Below are 21,921 nucleotides of genomic sequence, written 5' to 3' on the forward strand. Positions count from 1 at the left end.
GTCCGACAATTTAGACCAGCGTCGCGCAAGCGCGCGAATTCGGGCGGGGATGCTGCGGCACCTGCCCCAAAACAAACACTGGGAGAAACCTATGACCCTCATGACCAAATTCCTTGGTGCGGCCGCCACTCTTGCTTTGAGCACGGGTGCCGCATTGGCCGAGCCCGCGTTGATCTTCGATCTGGGCGGCAAGTTTGACAAATCCTTCAACGAAGCCGCCTATAACGGCGCGCAGCGTTGGGCAGAAGAAACCGGCGAAAGCTACCGCGAGATCGAGCTTCAGTCAGAAGCCCAGCGCGAACAGGCTCTGCGCCGCTTTGCCGAAGCGGGTGCCAATCCCATCGTGATGACCGGCTTTGCCTTTGGTGATGCGCTGGGTCAGGTGGCTGGCGATTACCCCGACACCGATTTCGTGATCATCGACATGGTCGTGGACCAGCCGAACGTCCGCTCGGTCGTGTTTAACGAGCACGAAGGCTCCTACCTTGTTGGCATGTTGGCGGCTGAAGCCTCAAAATCCGGCACAGTCAGCTTTATTGGCGGTATGGATATCCCGCTGATCCGTAAATTCGCCTGCGGCTTTGCCGAAGGTGCCAAAGCGGTGAACCCCGATATCAACGTGATTGCCAATATGACCGGCTCCACCCCTGCCGCATGGAACGACCCTGTAAAAGGATCGGAACTGACAAAAGCGCAGATCAGCCAAGGCTCTGACGTGGTGTTTTCTGCCGCGGGCGGCACCGGTGTCGGCGTGTTGCAGACAGCAGCCGATGAAGACATCCTGTCCATCGGTGTAGACAGCAACCAGAACTTCCTGCACCCCGGCAAGGTTCTGACCTCCATGCTCAAGCGCGTCGACAACGCCGTCTACCAGGCGATGACCGACGGCCCCGGCATGGAAAAAGGCTTTAACGTTATGGGTATCGCCAACGGTGGCGTGGGTTATGCCATGGATGAATTCAACGCATCTTTGGTCACCCCTGAAATGCAGGCACAAGTAGATGCAGCGGCGGAGAAAATCGCCAGCGGCGAGCTTTCTGTTCACGATTATATGACCGACGACAGCTGCCCGGCGCTTAGCTTCTAAGTCTATAAGACATACACGTCGGGGCCGCGTTGATATCTCAACGCGGCCCCCATTCATTGTAAGTGACATTTACGCACCGCAGGAATTTGCCCATGACAGCCGCCCCCGCCATCGAGCTTAAAGGCATATCAAAAGCTTTTGGTCCCGTGCAGGCCAACAAGGACATCTCGATCCGCGTGATGCCCGGCACAATCCACGGCATCATCGGCGAAAACGGTGCCGGAAAATCCACCTTAATGTCGATCCTTTACGGCTTTTACAAAGCCGACCGTGGCGAGATTTTTATTAAGGGCAAAAAGACCCAAATCCCCGATAGCCAAGCCGCCATTGCCGCGGGCATCGGCATGGTGTTCCAGCATTTCAAACTGGTCGAAAACTTTACCGTTCTGGAAAATATCATTCTGGGCGCAGAGGATGGCCGCTGGCTCAAACCTTCCATCGCCAAAGCGCGGCGCACGTTGATGGAGTTGGCCGAAGATTACGGCCTGCACGTTGAACCTGACGCGCTTATCCAAGATATCGGCGTGGGCATGCAGCAGCGTGTGGAAATCCTCAAAGCGCTGTACCGGCAGGCCGACATCCTGATCCTTGATGAGCCAACAGGCGTGTTGACCCCTGCTGAGGCAGACCAATTGTTCCGTATCCTTGACCGCCTGCGCGCCGAGGGCAAAACGATCATCCTGATCACCCATAAACTGCGCGAGATCATGGATACCACCGATACCGTTTCTGTCATGCGGCGTGGAGAAATGACCGCCACGGTCAAGACCGCCGAGACCTCTCCGGCTGAACTGGCCGAGCTGATGGTAGGACGCAAGGTTCTGTTGCGGGTCGATAAAACACCTGCACAACCGGGCGATGTGGTGCTGGATGTCAAAGACCTGCGCGTGCATGACGACAAAGGCGTTGAACGCCTTAAAGGCATCAACCTTACCGTGCGCGCAGGCGAAGTGTTGGGCATTGCGGGGGTTGCCGGAAACGGACAATCCGAGCTTCTCGAAGTGTTGGGCGGCTATGCCGACGGCACGGGGCAGATCACCGTCAACGGTCAGCCGCTTGACCTGAGCGGGAAACTTTCGGACGGTCGCACCCGCCGCGCGCGGGGCATCGCCCATGTCCCCGAAGACCGCCAGCGCGAAGGCCTGATCATGGATTTCGCCGCATGGGAGAACGTCGCCTTCGGCTATCACCACGATCCGGCGTACCGCGCCGGCATGTTGATCGATAACGCGGCTATCCGCGCTGATACCGAGGCCAAAATGGAGCGTTTCGACGTGCGCCCCCCCGATCCCAAGCTGGCAGCGAAAAATTTCTCGGGCGGCAACCAGCAAAAAATCGTGCTGGCCCGCGAGATCGAGCGCAACCCGGATCTGCTGCTCATCGGTCAGCCCACGCGCGGCGTGGACATTGGCGCAATTGAATTCATCCACGAACAGATCATCGCCCTGCGCGATAAGGGCAAGGCGATATTGCTTGTCTCCGTCGAACTGGATGAAATCATGGCCCTGAGTGACCGGATCGCCGTGATGTTTGACGGTCAGGTTATGGGCGAGCGCCTGTCCACTGAGACAGACGAAAAAGAGCTGGGCCTGTTGATGGCCGGTATCACCGATACGGACGCGCCACATAGCGTTGAGGAAATTCAAGAAAACCTCGCCCATGCGGGCGACGGGGAGGCGAAATAAATGGATGTGATGCCGAAATGGGCCGAGGTGATCCTTGTGCCGCTCATCTCTTTGCTGCTTGCGGGTATTCTGTCTGCGCTGGTGATCCTCGCCATCGGAGAAGACCCCGTGGCGGCGGCCAAGCTTATGGTCACCGGCGCGCTCGGATCCAGCTATGGCTGGGGCTATACGCTTTATTATGCGACCAATTTCATGTTCACAGGGCTGGCCGTTGCGGTCGCGTTTCATGCGCGGCTATTTAACATCGGTGGCGAAGGTCAGGCGGCGCTTGGCGGGCTTGGCGTGGCGCTTGCCTGTTTATACATCCCCTGGCCGCATTGGTCGCTGGCGTTGATCGGTGCCACTATTGCCGCGGCGCTGTTTGGTGCGGCATGGGCCGCGATCCCTGCGTGGTTGCAGGCCAAACGCGGCAGTCACATCGTCATCACCACCATCATGTTCAACTTTATCGCCGCTGCCCTGCTGAACTATGTGCTGGTCAATATGCTGCGCCCGCAAGGGTCCATGGATCCGGCGACCGAACGGTTTGGCGATACAGTGCATCTGCCGACACTCCACGAAATGCTGGCCCCTCTGGGCATTGAATTCTCCAAATCCGCCCCCGCTAATGTCTCTTTGGTGGTTGCCCTGATGGCCTGTGTCTTTGTCTGGGTCCTGATCTGGCGCACACGGCTAGGCTATGAAATCCGCAGCTTTGGCCAATCGGAATCCGCCGCCCGTTATGCTGGTATGCCGCCCGTGAAAATCATTATGGTCACCATGATGATCTCGGGGGCGCTGGCGGGGATGATGGCGATCAACAACGTCATGGGCGAAGCAGAGCGTTTGGTGCTCAATTCCGTCGAAGGCGCGGGCTTTATCGGTATTGCTGTGGCACTTATGGGGCGATCGCATCCTTTCGGTGTCTTCATCGCGGCGATCCTATTCGGGTTTCTGTATCAGGGCGGTGCCGAACTGGCTCTTTGGACGACGATCCCGCGCGAGCTGATCGTGGTTATTCAGGCACTGGTGATCCTGTTCACCGGCGCGCTGGACAATATGGTGCGGATGCCATTGGAACGTGTGTTCCTTGCACTGCGTAATCGGGGGGCCTGAGCCATGGAAATCTACCTCACGCTGATCCAGCTACTGGATTCGACCGTGCGTCTTGCCACGCCTTTACTGCTGGCCTGCCTTGCGGGGCTGTACTCCGAACGGGCCGGGATTTTCGACATCGGATTGGAAGGCAAGATGCTTGCAGCGGCGTTCTTTTCTGCTGCTGTTGCCGCGATGACCGGCAATGTCTGGGTTGGCCTACTGGCAGGCATCACCGCGTCATTGGCGCTAAGCGCTATTCACGGGGTCGCCTCTATCACCTTCCGCGGCAACCAGCTCATCTCGGGCGTGGCCATCAACTTTCTTGCTGCCGGCCTTACGGTTCTGATTGCACAGGCCTGGTTCAAACAGGGCGGGCGCACGCCATCGCTGATCGGGAATGGCCGGTTTGAGCCGATCACCCTGCCCTTTGCCGAAGCGCTGCGCGATGTTCCCGTCATCGGGCCGCTCTATTACGAACTCATCTCGGGGCACTCGATCCTTGTCTATATCGCCTTTGCCGCAGTGCCCTTCACATGGTGGCTGCTGTTCCGCACCCGCTTTGGGCTGCGCCTACGCGCGGTAGGTGAAAATCCTGCGGCGGTCGATACCGCAGGCGTTTCGGTCGTGGGCCTGCGTTTTGCCGCTGTGGGCATTTGTGGCGTCCTATGTGGCATCGCAGGTGCATACCTCAGCACCGCGTTGCAGGCTGGCTTTGTCAAAGACATGGCAGCTGGTCGCGGGTTTATCGCATTGGCGGCCCTTATCTTTGCCAAGTGGCGCCCATGGCATGCACTTTATGCGACATTGCTGTTCGGCCTGTTCGGCGCGCTGGAAACCCGTCCCGATGTGATCGAATCGCTGATCGGGATCAAGGTACAGGGCCAGCTGCTGGCGGCATTGCCCTATGTAATGACCGTGATCATTCTTGCCGGTTTTGTAGGCAAAGCCATCCCCCCAAGGGCTGGTGGTGAACCCTATGTGAAAGAACGATAAGTCCAGAAATGACCCATAGTTGAGCCGGCGGGCTAAGATCATTGATTTTCTGCCCGCCGCGGCCTAAGGAAAAATATGCAAATCTACCTGCCCATCGCGGAAGTATCGGTCAACGCATTCCTGTTGCTGGGGCTTGGCGGAATCGTGGGTATATTATCCGGCATGTTTGGCGTCGGTGGCGGCTTTCTGATTACCCCTTTACTGTTCTTTATCGGCATCCCCCCCGCGGTGGCTGTGGCCACATCCACCAACCAGATTGTCGCCTCTTCGTTTTCAGCCCTGCTGGCACACCTCAAGCGCAAGACGGTGGACCTCAGGATGGGGGGCGTTTTACTGGTCGGTGGCCTGATCGGTTCAGGTTCGGGTGTTTATATCTTCAACATCCTCAAAGCTTTGGGTCAGGTCGATCTGCTGGTCAAACTTTGCTATGTCCTTTTCCTCAGCGTCATTGGCGGGCTGATGTTCATCGAAAGCCTTAGCGCCATCCGCAATGTCCGCAAAGGCAAAGCCCCCAAACGCCAAAAACATAACTGGGTGCACGGGCTGCCGTTCAAAATGCGCTTTCGCGTATCGGGGCTTTATATATCGGTTATCCCCCCGCTGATCGTCGGCACGCTTGTCGGGATCCTTGCCGCGATTATGGGCGTTGGTGGCGGCTTCATCATGGTGCCCGCAATGATTTATCTGCTTGGTATGCCGACAAAGGTGGTTGTCGGCACCTCGCTGTTCCAGATCATTTTTGTGACCGCCTTCACCACCATGCTGCATGCCACAACAAATTACACCGTCGATATCATACTCGCATTGCTATTGCTTGTCGGGGGGGTAATCGGTGCACAGATCGGCACACAGATCGGGATGAAAATGAAAGCCGAACAGCTGCGCATTCTTCTCGCAGCGCTGGTTCTGATTGTCTGCGGCAAACTGGCACTCGAGCTGCTCCTCCAACCAGCCGAGCTTTACTCCCTTAGCCCTGTAGGCACCCAATGATCCGCGCCTTTGCCTGTATTCTGATCCTTCTGGCCGGTGCGGCCAGCGCCGATGAAGAGGTCGTGCTGGGGCTAAGCCAGAACAAGGTCTCGATCACGACAAACTTCAATGGCTCGGAAATTCTGGTTTTCGGGGCCGTAAAGCGCGAAGAGCCGATCCCGACGGATTCCGACTTGCAGGTTATCGTCACGGTCGCTGGCCCCTCCGCGCCTGTGCTTGTCCGCCGCAAGGAGAAACGGCTTGGCATCTGGGTAAACGTGGATGCTGTCGAAGTGGATAGCGCCCCCAGCTTTTATGCGGTCAACACCTCTGTACCGCTGAACGAGGCGCTTAGCGCTGTCGAGGACCAGCGGCACAAAGTCTCTATTCCTCGGGCCATCCGTTCGATCGGGGCCCCTGCAAACATCACCAATGCCGGCGACTTCGTGCAATCGCTGATCCGTATCCGCAAGGGCGAAGATCTTTACCAGCTAAACGAAGACGAGGTCACCGTCGAAGAACAGACCCTGTTCCGCACCTCTGTCGAGCTGCCCTCTGCCTTGACCGAAGGCAATTACGAAACCCGTATTTTTCTGACGCGCGACCGACAGGTTGTGGCGCAATATGAAACGCTCATCGACGTGCGCAAAGTAGGGATCGAGCAATTCCTGTTTATCCTGAGCCGTGAACAGTCATTCCTTTACGGGCTGTTGTCACTGGCTATCGCGGTTCTGGCCGGCTGGGGCGCGTCAGCCGTGTTTAGCTTGATGCGCCGCTAATCAACCAAGGTCACTTTCCGACGCATCCAATGTCAGCGTCGGGGCGGCAATTGCCTTTAGATCATCCACCGCAAGCTCGTATGACGGTTTGGCCAAACGGTTGCGCACCACCCAGATCAGGCGTTCCTGCGCACGGGTGATCGCAACATAGGCCAGACGTTTCCAAAGCGGCTGCCCCGCCTCCATCCGCCCCATCCGCGCGGCGGCATAAAGGTCAGGTGCAAAGACCTGCACCGTGTCCCATTGCGATCCTTGCGCCTTGTGGATCGTCACAGCAGCCCCATGCAGAAATGTTGCCCCCATGCGAGCGGCAAAAGGGATAAAGGGCTCTTCCTCGTCGGGTTTCTCAATCTTTACGATGCTTGCGGCGCTCACCTGTGGATCTTCGGCCCCCATGACGTGCAAGCGTGAAAAGCCCGGCTTGCGCCCTGCCCCCAGATACACCACCTGCGCCCCTTTGATCAGGCCGCGCGCCTCAAGGTCTAATCGTTTCTTGCGGTGCTTGAGCGGCAATTCGATCCCGTCACAGATCAACGGCTCTCCTTCCACCAGCGCGTCCTCGGGCGCGCCATGCACACGCCGGAATGCGTTGATCAACCGGATACGCGTGGCGTTGCGCCAGACCAGCACGGGGCTGCGCGCCATCAGATCCACCTCGACCCGCTGCCCCCAAACAACACGCTCATCGCGTTTGGAAGCCTCTTCGACCATTCGCTCAAACTGCTCGAACCCGATATCAGGATCCGCCAGCGCATGGGCCAGATCAAGGATCGGGTTATCAGCCTCCTGCCGGAAAATCCGGTTGAGGTTCATCACCCGCTCTTCGGGGAGCTTTTCGAACACCATCGTGCCGGACTGGCCAACAGGGGCAAGCTGTGCTGGATCGCCAAACAACAGCAGCGTCGGGAAAATCTCTTTGAGGTCTTGGAACTGCTTGTCATCCAGCATCGAGGATTCATCGACAAACCCGATATCCAACGGCTCTTCGCGACGCTTCCAGCCGGTGATAAAGTCACTGCCCCGCAATCCCGCCGCCGCCAGCGCGCCGGGGATAGATTTATTGGTGCTATAAAAAGCAAACGCGCGGTCCAGCGCGACCTCGGTCAGCCCTTCAACATCCTCGGGCCGCTCGCCATTGCCCGCCAGCCACTCGGCAATACGCTCATATTCGGGATCATAGACGGGGGTATATAAAATGCGGTGGATGGTGGTGGCGGGCACGCCGCGCAAACGCAGCACGCTGGCCGCCTTATTGGTCGGCGCAAGGATCGCCAATGTGCGTTTATCCTTGCGCTTTTTACTCTCGTAATCACCCGAGATAATTTCGACACCCGCCGCTTCCAGCGCCTTATACAGCTCTGCCAGCAGCAATGTCTTGCCCGAGCCCGCCTTGCCCGTGACCGCCATCACCTGCGCCTTGCCGCCTTTAGGCGGCATCAACAGGTCATCTTCAAGGCTGATACCTGCCGATTTAAGCATGGCACAGACGGCGTCATAGGCATTGGCCTGATCGTCGGAATAGGTAAGCGCATTTGTCATGCGCCGACACTATGCCTATGGCGGGACGGGGACCAGAGCCGTTCAGGCGCTGACGGCAAATTCAGGAGTTGCTGAGGTGCCAAAAGCGCGCTCGAACCACGCGCGGCTCTGCGCGGGGCTTACTCCTGCGCGCTGTGCCACACGGAGCTGCGCCTGTTCGTCGAATTCCCACAAACCGACACTGATGCGCCCACGGCCCTCGCCCATGCTGCCCAATATTTCAGGCGATGAACCAACGCGGCTATAAATCCGCGCCATGCGCGCATCAAACACACCCACGAAATGCTCAACCCCAAAGCCCTTCATCAATTCGCCCCCGCCCAGCATCAAGGCCGCAGCAACATGCGGCCCCTGATTAGGCGCCATGCAAAAACGCGTACATTCCCAGATGAGCGGGCTTTTGATCGGCGCGCTGATCAGATTGCCAAAATGATCGTTGACCATCACTGGCCCTGTCGTCGGTAAAAACCGGGTCGAGCCGCCGTGCCCGCCCTCTGGCGTTTCCCAAATCACATATAGCGGGTTCAGATCATCATATTCGTCACGCTCATGTCCTCGCGCATCGACGCTGACATCCCAGCCCAGCCGATTGTGAAACTGTTCGGCGCGGTGTGTGAACATTTCGTCAGACAGTCGGGGAAAATCAACAAGTTGGTCGGCGTAGAGGTATCGTAGCATTGCGCGGCTCCCTGCAGCATCAAAAGATGCGGCAAGAAGTAGCCAGACATTTGTTAACAACGCCTATACGCAACGCGCGGCGGTCGGGCTGTGTTAGACCACGATCAACCCACGGCTCATCGCGCGCGCCACTGCATGTGTCGTATTCAATGCGCCCAACTTGAAACGCGCACTTTCGATGTAGACACGCAACGTATGTTCGGAAATGGAAAGCTTGTTGGCAACCTGTGCACGGCTATAGCCGATGGCCAATAACGTCATCGCATCGATTTCACGCGGTGAGAGGGCCTGCTGTTGTTCCGGTTGTCGGTCCGGTTCAAAATCCAAGGCTTTCTCATTGAAACAATGCCCGATCAGGATCAGGTCACGACGATTTTTCTGGGTAAAGGCAGCCCATGTTTCATCATCGCAATGATGGTTGATCGTAAACAGGGCAAACTGCCCGTTCGGCCCGCGGATCGGAATCGAATACCCCTGATTACCGACACCGTATTCTCTGGCAACCTTCAAGAATTCGCGCGCGGCCTTGCTCGACCAGTCAAACCGCTTCCAGTCCACAGGATGAAACCGCTGGAAACACCCCTGAATAACCGGATCAATCCGAAGGTAATTTTCGTCGAGGTATTTTTTTTGCCATGCCTTGGAATAAGTCCCGCAACCGTATTGATCCCCGTGTGAATCCACCCAGTGATATACAACATGATCAATTTCGAAATAATCTCTAAGCGCCACACTGACGCTTTGCATGCGCTCAAATGTGTCAGCTTCTTCCAACGAGGACAATATGTCCTCCAGTTTTGTTTGTATCCGCTGCATGTCCGCTCGGCGCAGACCTCTCATCCCTTGAAGCGAACTCTGCCATGGCAATTAGCGCAGTATCATCCAGCTGCTCTGCCAATTTGGGCAGACCATTTACATGAGCGAAACTGCGCAAGTCGGCGAGAACGTCTAATACCCAATCACTACGCATTCTAAGTGTCCCTTCTAAATGGTTAACAGCGCCTTAACAACAAGGTAGCACGGTGCAAAATTACGGCCTATTCGCCTATTTCCACTCCCCATAAATGGGGAGTGCATTATTTTTAACCCTTTGAAAAATTTATAGCGGCTTTCAAACGATTGATACCCTACGATTCTCAGATACGATTCGTAGGGTATCAGCTGTCTGGTAAATGAAGCGTGTAGGTTACCCGCGCGCCTCAAGAGCATCTTCGAGGGTCCGCAACCCCGTCTTTGGTGCCTGCACAAGCACTGCCATATTCCCCGGCTTATGCTCGTTGCGTAGCATCTTCATATGCGCTTCGGGCAGATCACTCCACGCAAAAACCTCTGACATACACGGATCCAGACGGCGCTCCAGCATCAGCTTATTTGCCGCCGAAGCCTGTTTGAGATGGGCGAAATGGCTCCCTTGCAAGCGCTTTTGGTGCATCCACATATAGCGTACGTCAAATGTCAGGTTAAACCCCGTAGTCCCCGCGCAGATCACGACCATACCACCCTTTTTGACCACAAAAGTTGACACAGGAAAGGTGCTTTCGCCGGGGTGTTCAAACACCATATCGACATTCACGCCCTTGCCGGTGATATCCCAAATGGCTTTGCCAAATTTTCGCGTCTCGGCAAACCATGTGGCGTATTCATCGCTGCCCACTTTGGGCAATTGCCCCCAGCAATCGAAATCCTTGCGGTTCAGAACCCCCTTGGCACCCAGCCCCATTACGAAATCACGCTTACTTTCGTCACTGATCACGCCAATCGCGTTTGCTCCGGCGGTATTGATCAACTGGATCGCATAAGAGCCAAGGCCCCCCGACGCCCCCCAAACCAATACATTCTGGCCGGGTTTCAGATCATGCGGTTCATGTCCGAACAGCATCCGGTAGGCCGTGGCCAGCGTCAGCGTATAGCAAGAACTTTCCTCCCATGTCAGATGTCGGGGGCGCGGCATCAACTGTTGGCTTTGAACCCGCGTAAACTGTGAAAACGACCCGTCGGGTGTCTCGTACCCCCAGATACGCTGTGAGGGGGAATACATCGGGTCGCCGCCGTTGCACTCTTCGTCATCACCGTCATCCTGATTGCAATGGATCACAACCTCGTCGCCCACCTTCCAGCGGGTCACACGGTCCCCCACCGCCCACACAATCCCCGAAGCGTCGGAGCCGGCGATATGATAGGGTTGCTTGTGCCCGTCAAAAGGGCTGATCGGCTGACCAAGCGCCGCCCAAACACCGTTATAATTAATCCCCGCCGCCATCACGAGCACCAGAACATCCTGACTGTCGAGCTTGGGCACCTCCACCACTTCCTCCAACATCGCAGTATCCGGCTCACCATGGCGTTCACGACGGATCGCCCATGCGTACATCTGTTTCGGGACATGCCCCATAGGGGGCATTTCGCCCATTTCATACAGGTCTTTTTCCGGTGCGTTGTAATGCGCGATCGTCGTGTCCAGTGCCATGTCGCCCTCCTGCGAATGTATAGATGCTGCCGTGCGGAATCGCGGCGCCTACCGATTGAGTAAAACTCATCGCGCAACATTGCAATCTAAAGAGTGCTATTTTTGTAATTTTATGACCTCGCGACCGCAGAAACCTCCTTCGCACCTGCGGCATCATCCCCGTTATGCAGGTAATGCGCGATTGAATTGGCATAGAATGCGACGGCTACCTCCTGCCCGGGCATGACGCGCCACACCTCTGCCTGTTGCTCGATCAACCCGTGCTGGACCATATGCGTACAAGCCTGCGCAATCTCGGCACCGACATTGCCTGTATCTATCTCGAGCGACCGCGCCGGAAGCCGCTCCATCAGCGCCAGCACTGCCTCGTTCAACTGTGTCGTCGTCATCGGTTCACGGGTCTTTAGCACCGTCGCCACCAACGGGACGCCCAGCACAGGCATCACCGCTTCGATCCGCGCCATCAGCTCGTGCGACAATCCATCCACGTCATCGACCTTGCCATATTCCCGCAAGCTCACCGGCGTGCCAAAGGCCACCGCTGCGGTGCCAAAACGTGTGTCCTGCCCGCGCAAGCGTCGCCAGAATTTGCGCAACACAAACCCCACCACCACAGAAATTCGCGCACCGAAACGGCGATCGCCGCGCGCATGGGCTGCCATCAGCACACGGTCCTCGATCACCCGATCATAGTTGATTGCCACTGGCACAAATACCAGATCACGCTCGCCCTCGGGGTCGAACCCGTCCACTAGATAGCTCAACAATCCGACCTTGGGCCGCTGTAACCGCCCCGTCAGGCTTAACCCGCCCTCAGGATAGAACGCCTGCGTGTCGCCCCCATTTGTCGCCATTTGCACGTAGCGCGACAAAACTTTGCGATAGAGCCCCCCGCGCGATCGCCGCCGGATAAAATATGCCCCCCACAACCGGATCAGCGCGCTCAACGGCCAGACCCGCGCCCACTCTCCCACCGCATAGCTGAGCGTCGAATTCTTGGAAGCCAGATAGGTGACCAGAACGTAATCCATATTGCTGCGGTGGTTCATCACAAAGATCGCCGTCGCATCCTCGGGGATGGCGGCAAACACCCCATCGTTCTGCGGCGCGGTGCGGATACGGTAAACCGCCTTTGCCAACAGCTTGGCCAACCGCATAGCAAAGCTGAAATAGGCAAAAGCAGAAAAACTGGGCACGATTTCGCGGGCGTATTCGCGTGCCTTTTGAAAGGCTACGTTTTCCGGCACGTTGTTGGCCTTGGCGTATTGTACAATCTCGCGCGATACTTCGGGATCATAAATCAGCCGCTGGATCATGTCATAGCGACGGGCCAGCTTGAACGGCTGGATCGGGCGCTTCAGCCTTTTGTTAAGCCGCGCAACCGCACGTTCCATCCGGCGGCGAAAGAACCAGCGCACGGAGGGTAACAAAAAATGGCTCAGCGCCGTGACAGCCGCGAACAGCACGATCAGAATGAAAAGCCAAAGAGGAAGCTGCACTGTCTGGGTCATACCCCGCACCCTTGCAGGCCATCGCATCAGGGCGCAACACCGAATTAACCTATGGTAAGGCAAGCTCAGCCCATAGGGGCCAGGCAACTACGCAACGTCGCATCCAATGCCGCAACGCGGCGAATTGACAGGGGTGTAAAATTTCATATAACAATCACTAAAGGAAATATTATTACTCACTCAAATCCAAAGGCCCGCCATGACCGATGCCCCCCGAAAAGACCGCCCGTGGCTCATCCGCACCTATGCCGGCCACTCAACCGCCAAAGCCTCCAATGCGCTGTACCGCGACAACCTCGCCAAAGGACAAACAGGCCTGTCCGTTGCCTTCGATCTGCCCACGCAGACAGGCTATGACAGCGACCACACCCTGTCGCGCGGTGAGGTCGGCAAAGTCGGCGTGCCGGTCAGCCATCTGGGTGACATGCGTGCGCTGTTCAAGGATATCCCGCTTGAACAGATGAACACCTCAATGACGATCAACGCGACCGCGCCGTGGCTTTTGTCGCTCTATATCGCTGTGGCCGAGGAACAAGGCGCGGATATCTCTAACCTGCAAGGCACGGTGCAGAATGATCTGATCAAGGAATACCTGTCGCGTGGCACCTATATCTGCCCGCCTGCGCCCTCGCTCAAGATGATCGCGGATGTGGCCGAGTATTGCTATACATCCGTGCCGAAATGGAACCCGATGAACATCTGTTCCTACCACCTGCAAGAAGCCGGTGCCACGCCCGAACAAGAGCTGTCATTCGCTCTGGCGACTGCCACTGCGGTGCTTGATCAACTGCGCCCACGCGTGGCCGAAAAAGATTTCCCCGCGCTCGTGGGCCGCATTTCGTTCTTTGTAAACGCCGGCATCCGCTTTGTGACCGAGATGTGTAAAATGCGTGCCTTTGTCGACCTATGGGATGAAATTTGCGAGGTCCGCTATGGCGTGACTGACCCGAAATACCGCCGCTTTCGTTATGGCGTGCAGGTGAATTCCCTTGGCCTTACCGAACAACAACCCGAAAACAACGTCTACCGCATCCTGATCGAAATGTTGGCCGTGACGTTAAGCAAAAAGGCCCGCGCCCGCGCCGTGCAATTGCCCGCATGGAACGAAGCCTTGGGCCTGCCCCGCCCGTGGGACCAACAATGGTCCATGCGGATGCAACAGATCCTCGCCTATGAAACAGATCTTTTGGAGTTTGACGATCTATTCGACGGCAACCCTGCCGTGGACGCAAAGGTCGAGGAATTGAAATCAGGTGCCCGCGCCGAATTGGCAAATATCGACAGTATGGGCGGCGCTATTGATAGCATCGATTATATGAAATCCCGCCTGGTAGAGAGCAATTCAGAACGGCTTGGCCGAATTGAGGCCGGTGAAACAATCGTCGTTGGCGTCAACAAATGGCAAAAAGGAGAGCCGTCCCCCCTGATGACAGGGGATGGCGGCATTATGACTGTTGATCCCAAAGTTGAAGCCGAACAAATCGCAACCCTCAACGCATGGCGCACTCAGCGCAATGAAGGCGAAGTAGCCGCCGCGCTCAAAGAGCTGCGCACCGCAGCAGCGGAAGGGCGCAATATCATGCCAGCCTCAATTGTCGCGGCAAAAGCAGGCGTAACAACTGGCGAATGGGCCGCGCAAATGCGCGCCGTGCACGGTGAATACCGCGGCCCCACCGGCGTGGGCAGTGGCCGCTCGAATAAGACAGAGGGCCTCGATGATTTACGCATGGCCGTGGATGCCGTCAGCGACCGGCTGGGCCGCCGCCTGAAGTTCCTTGTCGGCAAACCCGGTCTGGATGGCCACTCCAACGGCGCGGAACAAATCGCGGTGCGCGCCCGCGATTGCGGCATGGATATTGTCTACGAAGGTATCCGCTTGACCCCGTCCGAAATCGTAGCTGCGGCCACCCGCGATGGGGCCGATGTTGTCGGCCTTTCCATATTGTCAGGTTCTCATATTCCACTCATCCAGGATCTAATTTCCCAAATGCAATCTGCCGGTCTGAGCCATATTCCGGTTATTGTCGGCGGCATTATTCCCGATGACGATGCCACACGGCTTATCGAAATGGGGATAGCCCGCGTTTACACGCCCAAAGATTTCGAACTGAATACAATTATGGCCGATATCATTACACTCGCAGATCCTGAGCAAACTGCCGCTGAGTAACGCTTCTACACCGAAAATTTAACTGTCACTTAAATCCGTTTTTGGTAATTACTATCCGTGTAAATGTGGAGTGGTTAAATGACGACAATGGAATTGAAAACAATGGGCCGTAAAGAGCTTGAAAAGCTTTTGGCCGAAACGCAGAAAGCACTGGAAGCCGCACAAGCGCGCGACCGCCGTGAAGCCCGCAAGGCAGCCGAACGCGCTGCGGCAGAATATGGCTTTTCTCTCAACGAGTTAGATGACGAAAATCAAAACGCCTCAAAGAAATCCCGAGGTCCGAAAAAGCCCAAAAACCCATCCGCTCCGAAATATGCAGATCCGGATGATCCATCGCGCACATGGACCGGAAAAGGCCGACAACCGAATTGGTTTCGCGCAGCGGTAGAAAAGGGAATCAATCCAACAAGTTTGGAAATTTGAATTAAATTCAATTTGTGCGGGAGAATATCGGTCTATTCGATACTCCCGCACGACATTAAGCGTTTTGCGGTCAATCTCATTCACAGATTAATCCCGCACAGCTGCCCCGCAATTCCCACGCGGTGCCCGCCTTAACGCGGCAAAATTCCTCAAAACCCAACATCTACTGCAATGCCCGTAAGGTAATGCTTGATTGGAACTTGCCCCTGCTGCACAGGCTCGGCATCTTGCACCCAACCTCAGACAGGAGACACCCAGATGACCGTCCATATCGGCGCGCGCCCAGACCAGATTGCCGAAACCGTGCTCATGCCCGGAGACCCTTATCGCGCCCGCTGGGCCGCTGAGACGTTTCTGGAAAACGCAGAGTTGGTCAATGAAGTGCGTGGCATGCTGGGCTATACCGGCACATGGCGCGGCAACCGCGTGACGATCCAAGGCTCCGGCATGGGCATGCCCTCTCTTTCCATCTACGCGAACGAACTGATCTCGACCTATAATGCCCAAACCCTGATCCGCATCGGCTCATGCGGTGGCATGCAGCCTCATGTGAACATCCGTGACGTGATCATCGCCATGACCGCCAGCACGATCACCTCGCCCTCCTCGGCGATCCTGCGTGACGTCAACTATGCCCCCTGCGCCGATTGGGGCCTGCTGCGCGCCGCCGTTGCCGCCGCCGAAGCAAAAGGCAGCAAAACCCATGTGGGCGGGATATACAGCTCGGATGTATTTTATGCTGAACGGCCTGATCTGGACGAACAAATGGTCCGCCACGGCATTCTAGCGGTCGAGATGGAAGCGGCAGAACTTTACACGCTGGCCGCGCGCCATAACCGTCGCGCTTTGGCCGTGCTTACCGTATCGGATCACCTGCAAACCGGCGAAGCGCTGCCCTCCGAGGACCGCGAACGCTCCTTCGGAGAAATGGTTGAAATCGCCCTTGAGGCCGCGTTCAGCTGACCTTAGCGACCGTGCGTGCGGTCATAGCCATTCAGCGCCGGAGCTTGCCAGTCTTTCAGGCTCGCAGGGTCCGGTGCAAATGTCTCGACCAATAGCGGATAGCAGGCCGCCTTATCGGATGAATGCACCGTGCTGCAATCGCCGCCCGGACAGGCGCTCAACACGCCCAACAGATCAATCTCGGCAAAGAACTCCAACCGGTCACCGGGGCGCACAGGGCTGGCTTTCATGAAATATTGCCCTGTATCACGGGTGAACCCAGTGCACATAAAGACGTTGAGCACGTCATGCACATGCGGTTCAGCTTCGGCAAGCGAGACCCCAAGATGGTCCGCCAGCGCGCGGGTGAGGTTCGAATGGCAACAATGATGGTACTGGCCGCCGGACAACAGGTTATGCGTATAAGGATCACACCGCGTCCCGATCACATCATGAACCGAGCCGCCAAAAGCATCCTTACCGTACCATTCAAGGCTGTCGTGCGTAATCGTAGCCATGGGCCGCAGCGCCGGAAAGCTGGACCACATGCGCTGCCCGCGCGTGATATGCGTGCCATGCAGCGCGCGGGTTTTACCGGAATAAAACCGCTCCCCCAGATCATTGGCGTTCCACAGGTTCAAGTCCCCCACCTGCGCACCCTCGACCGAAGTGATGGAAAAGAAATGCCCCGCCGGCACCGTAAACGCCGCCGCATCGCGGGGCGGCACAATCACCTCACCGGTTTTGGTAAGCGTGGCCCGTGCCGCGTCCAACACGCCCATATCGGGGGCGGGCAATGTCTCGACCGGATAGCAAATAACCGGCGCGATATCGCGGCGGGCTTGCGCGTCTTTGGGTGCTGTCATGCGTTTTGTCCTGCTGTTCTGCCCGAGAAAAGACATCCTCCAAGGAATGTCCCCTCAAGCGCGTTATATCCATGGTAACCGCCGCCGCCAAATCCGCTGGCCTCGCCCGCGGCATACAAACCAGGCAGCACCGCCCCCTCAGGCGTCAACACGCGGCCCTCGATATCCGTGTGCAAACCGCCAAGTGATTTGCGCGTAATTACATTTAGCCGCACCGCAATCAATGGGCCGTTTTCAGGATCAAGGATTGCATGCGGTTTGGCCGTGCGGATCAGTTTGTCACCCTTATAGCTGCGCGCCCCGCGGATGGCGGTAATCTGTGCATCCTTGCAAAAGCTGTTGCCCAATTGCAGATCCCGCGCCCGAATTTGGCTGCGGATATGGTCCAGCGCCACAGGGGCCTGCGGCGTCAACGCATTCATCCGCGCCACCAGCGTTTCCAGATCATCGGCCACGATAAAATCCGCGCCCTTTTCCTTGAACGCCTCCACCGCAGGGGTCGCCCCTTTGCCCAGTCGCGCGCTCAGCACCTCGCGCCAACCGCCCTCAGTCAGGTCGGGGTTCTGCTCGGAACCGGACAGCGCGAATTCCTTCTCAATGATCTTTTGCGTCAGGATAAACCAACTATGCTCCCCCGCCCGCAAAATCCGCGCAAGCGTGCCCAACGTGTCAAAACCGGGCATGAACGGCGGCTCCATCCGGTCGCCTTTGGCATCAAACCACATAGAGGACGGACCCGGCAAAATACGGATGCCGTGATTTGGCCAGATCGGGTCAAAGTTTTGCAGCCCCTCGCAATAGTGCCACATGCGGTCCTCATTAATGAGCCCCGCCCCCGCTTTGGCCGCGATGCCGTGCATCCGCCCGTCCACATAATCCGGCACACCCGCAACCATCACCGATGGGGCCTTGCCCAAGCGCGCCGGCCAGTGCTTACGCACCATCTCGTGATTGCCACCAATCCCGCCAGACGTGATGATCACCGCCTCCGCACGGTGCTCAAACGCGCCCACCACCTTCCGCGAGCTAGAGCGCCCGCGCGGCTCTGTACTATCCTCCAGCACATCACCGCTGACGCCCTTCACCGCGCCGTTCTCGACGATCAGATCCCCCACACGGTGGCGAAACCCCAGGCGCAGCATCCCGTCCGCCGCATGACGCACCATCAGATCGGCAAAAGGCTTTACCACCCCCGTGCCAGTGCCCCATGTAATGTGAAACCGCGGCACCGTGTTGCCATGCCCGCCCGCTTGCGCGCCGCCACGCTCGGCCCAGCCGACAACGGGGAACCAGCGCATGCCAAGCCCATGCAGCCAGTCGCGCATATCGCCTGCCGCAAACTCGACAAAGCGTTCGGCCCAAAGCCGTGGATTTGCATCCTCGGCGCGGTCAAATTGCGCCGATCCCTGCCAGTCACTCCACGCAAGCTCGGCACTGTCTTTGATCCCCAGCCGCCGCTGTTCGGGGCTGTCGACCATGAACAAGCCGCCCAATGACCAAAACGCCTGCCCACCAAGGCTTTGCGGCCCTTCCTGATCAAGCAACAGCACGCGCCGCCCGCGCAAAACCGCCTCATGCGCCGCCGTCATTCCAGCCAGCCCCGCGCCTACGATAATAATATCAGCTGTAAAATCGCTCATGCTGTGCTCCCTGTTTTGATCACGCTACACGGGGCGCAGCATAGCTGTCGATAGATGACGTGCAGTTACAAAGGGGCACCGCCCAAACCCTTTTTACAGGTCTGTGGCGGGCCTTTACTGGCGGTGAATGCCTCGGCCCCGCAAGCCGCACAGCGGTACATGCGCAGCGTGCCCTTGTCGCGCGTGCTATCAGCGCGCCAGCGACAGCCGCGCACCTCACGGTTTCGCCAAGCCAGATAGGCAACGATGCCAAAGATAATCGGAGCAAACAATAAAACCATCAGCTAACTTGCACGTCTATGGCCCAGATGTGCGGCCGCTCGCGCGAACGCGCAATAAAGGCAATCCCGCCACCCCAACCCTGCCAGCCTGCGTTCGGTTCATTCCCGATCTGCAAAACAAAATCCCATGTATCGCCTGTCGGTTCGCGGTCCCACCAAGGCACAGCCCCTGACGTGGCAGGCCACCCGCCCAATTTGGTCTGTGCAAGCGTCTCGCAACGCTCATAATCGGGTAGATCATTGGCCGCAGTGTCGATCACCTGCTCCGCCACATCGTCATTGGCGCAATCAATCACCGCAGGTGCCCATTCGCCCAGCTGGGGCCGCAAATTACTGCCATGTTTGGGTGCTTTTGGAATGGTCAGAGCCTGCAACGTCGAATAGCTGCGTATCGCCCATGTCGCCATAGGATCAGGCTGGCCTGTGTCGATCATACGGGTCGGCGGAATCGTGTGATCTGGCGCGACGAACAACGTCAATAACGACAGATCCCGCAACGCCTCTGGTATCACCGGTGCTTCCCTCAAGTTGACCTGTAGCACAGGCCAAAGCGGCGCGCCCTCGCAGCTGGGCCAGACCTCGCCCTTACGCTCAAGCCGCACAGCACCAAACATCGTTGCAAAAGGATCAATCGTCGCCGGCTTGCAAAACAACAGCGGCGCGCAATGGCGCTTTAGTGCGCGGATCAAATCGGCCTGCGTCAGCGGCTCTTGTGGAATGGGCGGCGGCGCAGGTTCGCGCGCGCCGCCCATCATGTTCTTCAACCAGCCAAACATTGCCGCTTAAACGGTGCGCTCGACCATCAGTTTCTTGATCTGGCTAATCGCCAATGCAGGGTTCAGACCCTTCGGGCATGTCTTGGCACAGTTCATGATCGTGTGGCAGCGGTACAGTTTAAACGGATCTTCCAATTCGTCCAAACGCTCACCGGTGCCTTCATCGCGGCTGTCGATGATCCAGCGGTAAGCATGCAGCAAGGCTGCGGGCCCGAGGTAGCGATCGCCGTTCCACCAATAGCTGGGGCAAGAAGTCGAGCAGCAGGCGCACATGATACACTCATACAGGCCATCCAGCTTGGAGCGGTCATCAATCGACTGCTTCCACTCTTTCGCAGGCGCTGGCGTATCTGTTTCCAACCACGGCTTGATCGACGCGTGCTGCGCATAGAAGTGCGTCAGGTCAGGGATCAAATCCTTGACCACAGGCATGTGCGGCAGTGGATAAATCTTCACCACACCTTTGACCTCGGCCATGCCGTAGGTACAGGCCAGCGTGTTGATCCCGTCGATGTTCATCGCACAAGAGCCACAGATCCCCTCACGGCAGGACCGGCGGAAGGTCAATGTGGGGTCGATCTCGTTCTTGATCTTGATAATCGCGTCCAAAATCATCGGGCCGCAGGTGTCGAGATCGACAAAATACGTATCCACGGACGGGTTTTTACCGTCATCCGGGTTCCAGCGGTAGATGTGGAACTCTTTCAGATTGGTCGCGCCTTCCGGCTTGGGCCATGTTTTCCCGCTGGTCATGCGAGAATTTTTGGGGAGCTTCAATTGTACCATGATGCTGTTCCTTTGGGTCAATCAGCGCGGCGTGCCGCGTATTTTATCAGAGATTGGTCAGCGCGCGTTCGCGCAGACAGCTTTGTGTGGCGGGGCGGGCGAGACCGTTCCGCACGACGGCAATTGTGTCGTCATCAACGCCGACGACAGAGGCCTTGGCAAGTTCGCGCACCTCGACGGCGGATGCGTTTTCAACAACACAGCCGGTGAATGTCTGGATCAGCGGCTTGGGCACCTGCGGAAAATTCAGCGCGATAATTTCTGTGACCGCCTTGGTCGCGGCTTTGCGTCCGGTCTGGTCTACGGCCTGCTCGACACCTGTACAGGCGACAAGCGTCAATGCGGCGGCAGTAAGCGAGGAAACGAGTTTAATCATTATTGGGCCTCTCTGGGCGGTAGTGTCATGCCGAGCTTTGCTTTTTCGGCCAATTCGGCCATGCGCTCTGCATCCTGTTCAAAATGTGGGAGTATACGCTCCATGAACCGCAAATCATGTGCGGCAGTCCAAAGAAGCAGCTGATATTCGGGGTCCGATGCCATCGCCGCATCGCGCGCAACACTGTCGAGTTCTTCTGCCCGTTCGACTTTTTTCTGGAAGGAAGATCCGCCACCAAAGCGCTGCACCTTGCCACGATCAAGATCGCGCTGCGGCAGGCCAAGACGCGTCAGAATATCCGCACGATAGCTTTCGCGCGTCATCCAGTCGTCATAACAAATCCCGATCACCCCTTGCGCTGCACCCACACGGTCCAACCCTTGCGCATAGGTCGCAAAGGCAAGCGCCATAATCCGCATCCGGTCCGTTGCACCAAAGCCCGGGTTCTTTTTGATCTTTGCCAATAGCGACGCGGACCAATTCAGAAAACTACGGTAGATGATCACCTGATGGTTAAAATTCGCATCCGTCAAACCGCCGCTTGCCTTCTGAGGCGCGCCTGCGGGCTGCGGCATGCGATCCTCATACGAGATCACAACCATCGGCTGCGCCCCCGCCTGTCCGGTCCGCTTGGCCTCTGGCGTATTGTCGTACGGCGGCTTTTTGCGGTTAGCGTCAAAGACATCCAACGAGGCATAGGTCCGCATCGGGTCTTTGCCGAATTTGCAATTGTTGTAGAAAATCCCGCCCGAGGCATCCTCGGGCGCGTTGCGCATCAGCCAATCGATGATCGCGTGGTTGCCAGAGCGGCGCATGCCAAACACCTGCAACGCGCAGACAGGGGATACCCCCGCCTGCGGCCAGCTGTTCAACATC

Annotated in this window: 21 protein-coding genes; 9 read left to right on the forward strand and 12 right to left on the reverse strand. The window is 57.4% G+C overall.

Annotation, left to right across the window (positions count from 1 at the left end; all coding sequences use genetic code 11):
- The first annotated feature begins 91 nt into the window (after nt 1–91).
- The 6 genes from ABJM03_RS06375 (at nt 92) to ABJM03_RS06400 (ending at nt 6,590) form a co-directional block, all read left to right on the forward strand.
- The gene (locus ABJM03_RS06375; protein ID WP_348416480.1) at nt 92–1,087 is read left to right on the forward strand and encodes a BMP family ABC transporter substrate-binding protein; all 996 of its coding nucleotides are present in this window, start codon (nt 92–94) and stop codon (nt 1,085–1,087) included.
- 92 nt (nt 1,088–1,179) lie between these two features.
- Nucleotides 1,180–2,772, forward strand: coding sequence for an ABC transporter ATP-binding protein (locus ABJM03_RS06380; RefSeq protein ID WP_348416482.1), 1,593 nt, complete (start codon nt 1,180–1,182; stop codon nt 2,770–2,772).
- Entirely contained in the window at nt 2,773–3,867 is a 1,095-nt protein-coding gene (locus ABJM03_RS06385; RefSeq protein WP_348416483.1) for an ABC transporter permease, read from the forward strand. It begins immediately after the preceding gene.
- 3 nt (nt 3,868–3,870) lie between these two features.
- Nucleotides 3,871–4,842, forward strand: a complete 972-nt coding sequence (locus tag ABJM03_RS06390) for an ABC transporter permease (protein ID WP_348416485.1) — start codon at nt 3,871–3,873, stop codon at nt 4,840–4,842.
- Nucleotides 4,843–4,917: 75 nt separating this feature from the next.
- Nucleotides 4,918–5,832: a sulfite exporter TauE/SafE family protein gene (locus ABJM03_RS06395; RefSeq protein ID WP_348416487.1), complete on the forward strand. Its 915-nt coding sequence runs from the start codon at nt 4,918–4,920 to the stop codon at nt 5,830–5,832.
- On the forward strand, nt 5,829–6,590 hold the full coding sequence (locus ABJM03_RS06400; protein ID WP_348416489.1) for a TIGR02186 family protein: 762 nt from the start codon (nt 5,829–5,831) through the stop codon (nt 6,588–6,590). The genes ABJM03_RS06395 and ABJM03_RS06400 overlap by 4 nt, the downstream gene beginning before the upstream one ends.
- On the opposite strand, the gene ABJM03_RS06405 is transcribed toward ABJM03_RS06400, so the two are convergent.
- The 5 genes from ABJM03_RS06405 to ABJM03_RS06425 all read right to left on the reverse strand — a co-directional run bounded on the left by ABJM03_RS06405 (nt 6,591) and on the right by ABJM03_RS06425 (nt 12,785).
- Nucleotides 6,591–8,129 (reverse strand): AAA family ATPase, encoded by a 1,539-nt coding sequence (locus ABJM03_RS06405; RefSeq protein ID WP_348416490.1) that lies wholly within the window; start codon nt 8,127–8,129, stop codon nt 6,591–6,593.
- Nucleotides 8,130–8,171: 42 nt separating this feature from the next.
- On the reverse strand, nt 8,172–8,807 hold the full coding sequence (locus ABJM03_RS06410) for an acyl-homoserine-lactone synthase (RefSeq protein WP_348416492.1): 636 nt from the start codon (nt 8,805–8,807) through the stop codon (nt 8,172–8,174).
- Between the two features lie 93 nt (nt 8,808–8,900).
- Nucleotides 8,901–9,623 (reverse strand): autoinducer binding domain-containing protein, encoded by a 723-nt coding sequence (locus tag ABJM03_RS06415; RefSeq protein ID WP_348416494.1) that lies wholly within the window; start codon nt 9,621–9,623, stop codon nt 8,901–8,903.
- A 370-nt stretch (nt 9,624–9,993) separates the two neighbouring features.
- Nucleotides 9,994–11,274: a crotonyl-CoA carboxylase/reductase gene (ccrA, locus tag ABJM03_RS06420; protein WP_348416496.1), complete on the reverse strand. Its 1,281-nt coding sequence runs from the start codon at nt 11,272–11,274 to the stop codon at nt 9,994–9,996.
- A 110-nt stretch (nt 11,275–11,384) separates the two neighbouring features.
- On the reverse strand, nt 11,385–12,785 hold the full coding sequence (locus ABJM03_RS06425; RefSeq protein WP_348416498.1) for a 1-acyl-sn-glycerol-3-phosphate acyltransferase: 1,401 nt from the start codon (nt 12,783–12,785) through the stop codon (nt 11,385–11,387).
- A 199-nt stretch (nt 12,786–12,984) separates the two neighbouring features.
- On the opposite strand from ABJM03_RS06425, the gene ABJM03_RS06430 reads away from it, so the two are divergent.
- From ABJM03_RS06430 to deoD, 3 genes are all read left to right on the forward strand, one after another.
- A complete protein-coding gene (locus ABJM03_RS06430) occupies nt 12,985–14,955 on the forward strand; it encodes a protein meaA (RefSeq protein WP_348416500.1) in 1,971 nt (656 codons plus the stop codon).
- A 102-nt stretch (nt 14,956–15,057) separates the two neighbouring features.
- On the forward strand, nt 15,058–15,378 hold the full coding sequence (locus ABJM03_RS06435) for an H-NS histone family protein (protein ID WP_348416502.1): 321 nt from the start codon (nt 15,058–15,060) through the stop codon (nt 15,376–15,378).
- Nucleotides 15,379–15,636: 258 nt separating this feature from the next.
- Nucleotides 15,637–16,341 carry a purine-nucleoside phosphorylase gene (gene deoD / locus ABJM03_RS06440; protein ID WP_348416504.1) on the forward strand — a complete coding sequence of 235 codons (705 nt, stop codon included), beginning with the start codon at nt 15,637–15,639 and terminating at the stop codon, nt 16,339–16,341.
- A gap of 2 nt (nt 16,342–16,343) precedes the next feature.
- Here deoD and ABJM03_RS06445 read toward each other — a convergent pair whose 3' ends face one another.
- The 7 genes from ABJM03_RS06445 to ABJM03_RS06475 all read right to left on the reverse strand — a co-directional run bounded on the left by ABJM03_RS06445 (nt 16,344) and on the right by ABJM03_RS06475 (nt 21,920).
- The gene (locus tag ABJM03_RS06445; RefSeq protein WP_348416506.1) at nt 16,344–17,186 is read right to left on the reverse strand and encodes a DUF1989 domain-containing protein; all 843 of its coding nucleotides are present in this window, start codon (nt 17,184–17,186) and stop codon (nt 16,344–16,346) included.
- Nucleotides 17,183–18,826 (reverse strand): FAD-binding dehydrogenase, encoded by a 1,644-nt coding sequence (locus tag ABJM03_RS06450; protein ID WP_348416508.1) that lies wholly within the window; start codon nt 18,824–18,826, stop codon nt 17,183–17,185. The genes ABJM03_RS06445 and ABJM03_RS06450 overlap by 4 nt, the downstream gene beginning before the upstream one ends.
- Nucleotides 18,827–18,891: 65 nt before the next feature.
- Nucleotides 18,892–19,107: a hypothetical protein gene (locus ABJM03_RS06455; RefSeq protein WP_348416510.1), complete on the reverse strand. Its 216-nt coding sequence runs from the start codon at nt 19,105–19,107 to the stop codon at nt 18,892–18,894.
- Complete coding sequence (locus ABJM03_RS06460; RefSeq protein ID WP_348416512.1) at nt 19,107–19,883, reverse strand: hypothetical protein; 777 nt, start codon at nt 19,881–19,883, stop codon at nt 19,107–19,109. The genes ABJM03_RS06455 and ABJM03_RS06460 overlap by 1 nt, the downstream gene beginning before the upstream one ends.
- A gap of 6 nt (nt 19,884–19,889) precedes the next feature.
- On the reverse strand, nt 19,890–20,669 hold the full coding sequence (locus tag ABJM03_RS06465; protein WP_348416514.1) for a succinate dehydrogenase iron-sulfur subunit: 780 nt from the start codon (nt 20,667–20,669) through the stop codon (nt 19,890–19,892).
- 46 nt (nt 20,670–20,715) lie between these two features.
- Nucleotides 20,716–21,045 (reverse strand): hypothetical protein, encoded by a 330-nt coding sequence (locus ABJM03_RS06470; RefSeq protein WP_348416516.1) that lies wholly within the window; start codon nt 21,043–21,045, stop codon nt 20,716–20,718.
- Nucleotides 21,045–21,920, reverse strand: coding sequence for a hypothetical protein (locus tag ABJM03_RS06475; protein WP_348416518.1), 876 nt, complete (start codon nt 21,918–21,920; stop codon nt 21,045–21,047). The genes ABJM03_RS06470 and ABJM03_RS06475 overlap by 1 nt, the downstream gene beginning before the upstream one ends.
- Nucleotide 21,921: the final 1 nt, after the last annotated feature.

The organism is Sulfitobacter sp., assembly GCF_039977885.1.
In the GTDB taxonomy this organism is placed as follows: Bacteria; Pseudomonadota; Alphaproteobacteria; order Rhodobacterales; family Rhodobacteraceae; genus Sulfitobacter.

What these genes read in the sequence shown, in the direction of transcription:
- ABJM03_RS06435 (WP_348416502.1), top strand. Translation starts at nt 15,058, where the DNA reads ATGGGCCGTAAAGAGCTTGAAAAGCTTTTGGCCGAAACGCAGAAAGCA.
- ABJM03_RS06445 (WP_348416506.1), bottom strand. Translation starts at nt 17,186, where the DNA reads ATGACAGCACCCAAAGACGCGCAAGCCCGCCGCGATATCGCGCCGGTT.
- ccrA (WP_348416496.1), bottom strand. Translation starts at nt 11,274, where the DNA reads ATGGCACTGGACACGACGATCGCGCATTACAACGCACCGGAAAAAGAC.
- ABJM03_RS06385 (WP_348416483.1), top strand. Translation starts at nt 2,773, where the DNA reads ATGGATGTGATGCCGAAATGGGCCGAGGTGATCCTTGTGCCGCTCATC.
- ABJM03_RS06390 (WP_348416485.1), top strand. Translation starts at nt 3,871, where the DNA reads ATGGAAATCTACCTCACGCTGATCCAGCTACTGGATTCGACCGTGCGT.
- ABJM03_RS06475 (WP_348416518.1), bottom strand. Translation starts at nt 21,920, where the DNA reads ATGTTGAACAGCTGGCCGCAGGCGGGGGTATCCCCTGTCTGCGCGTTG.
- ABJM03_RS06430 (WP_348416500.1), top strand. Translation starts at nt 12,985, where the DNA reads ATGACCGATGCCCCCCGAAAAGACCGCCCGTGGCTCATCCGCACCTAT.
- ABJM03_RS06405 (WP_348416490.1), bottom strand. Translation starts at nt 8,129, where the DNA reads ATGACAAATGCGCTTACCTATTCCGACGATCAGGCCAATGCCTATGAC.
- ABJM03_RS06375 (WP_348416480.1), top strand. Translation starts at nt 92, where the DNA reads ATGACCCTCATGACCAAATTCCTTGGTGCGGCCGCCACTCTTGCTTTG.
- ABJM03_RS06415 (WP_348416494.1), bottom strand. Translation starts at nt 9,623, where the DNA reads ATGCAGCGGATACAAACAAAACTGGAGGACATATTGTCCTCGTTGGAA.
- ABJM03_RS06470 (WP_348416516.1), bottom strand. Translation starts at nt 21,045, where the DNA reads ATGATTAAACTCGTTTCCTCGCTTACTGCCGCCGCATTGACGCTTGTC.
- ABJM03_RS06450 (WP_348416508.1), bottom strand. Translation starts at nt 18,826, where the DNA reads ATGAGCGATTTTACAGCTGATATTATTATCGTAGGCGCGGGGCTGGCT.
- ABJM03_RS06455 (WP_348416510.1), bottom strand. Translation starts at nt 19,107, where the DNA reads ATGGTTTTATTGTTTGCTCCGATTATCTTTGGCATCGTTGCCTATCTG.
- ABJM03_RS06395 (WP_348416487.1), top strand. Translation starts at nt 4,918, where the DNA reads ATGCAAATCTACCTGCCCATCGCGGAAGTATCGGTCAACGCATTCCTG.
- ABJM03_RS06380 (WP_348416482.1), top strand. Translation starts at nt 1,180, where the DNA reads ATGACAGCCGCCCCCGCCATCGAGCTTAAAGGCATATCAAAAGCTTTT.
- ABJM03_RS06465 (WP_348416514.1), bottom strand. Translation starts at nt 20,669, where the DNA reads ATGGTACAATTGAAGCTCCCCAAAAATTCTCGCATGACCAGCGGGAAA.
- ABJM03_RS06410 (WP_348416492.1), bottom strand. Translation starts at nt 8,807, where the DNA reads ATGCTACGATACCTCTACGCCGACCAACTTGTTGATTTTCCCCGACTG.
- deoD (WP_348416504.1), top strand. Translation starts at nt 15,637, where the DNA reads ATGACCGTCCATATCGGCGCGCGCCCAGACCAGATTGCCGAAACCGTG.
- ABJM03_RS06425 (WP_348416498.1), bottom strand. Translation starts at nt 12,785, where the DNA reads ATGACCCAGACAGTGCAGCTTCCTCTTTGGCTTTTCATTCTGATCGTG.
- ABJM03_RS06400 (WP_348416489.1), top strand. Translation starts at nt 5,829, where the DNA reads ATGATCCGCGCCTTTGCCTGTATTCTGATCCTTCTGGCCGGTGCGGCC.
- ABJM03_RS06460 (WP_348416512.1), bottom strand. Translation starts at nt 19,883, where the DNA reads ATGTTTGGCTGGTTGAAGAACATGATGGGCGGCGCGCGCGAACCTGCG.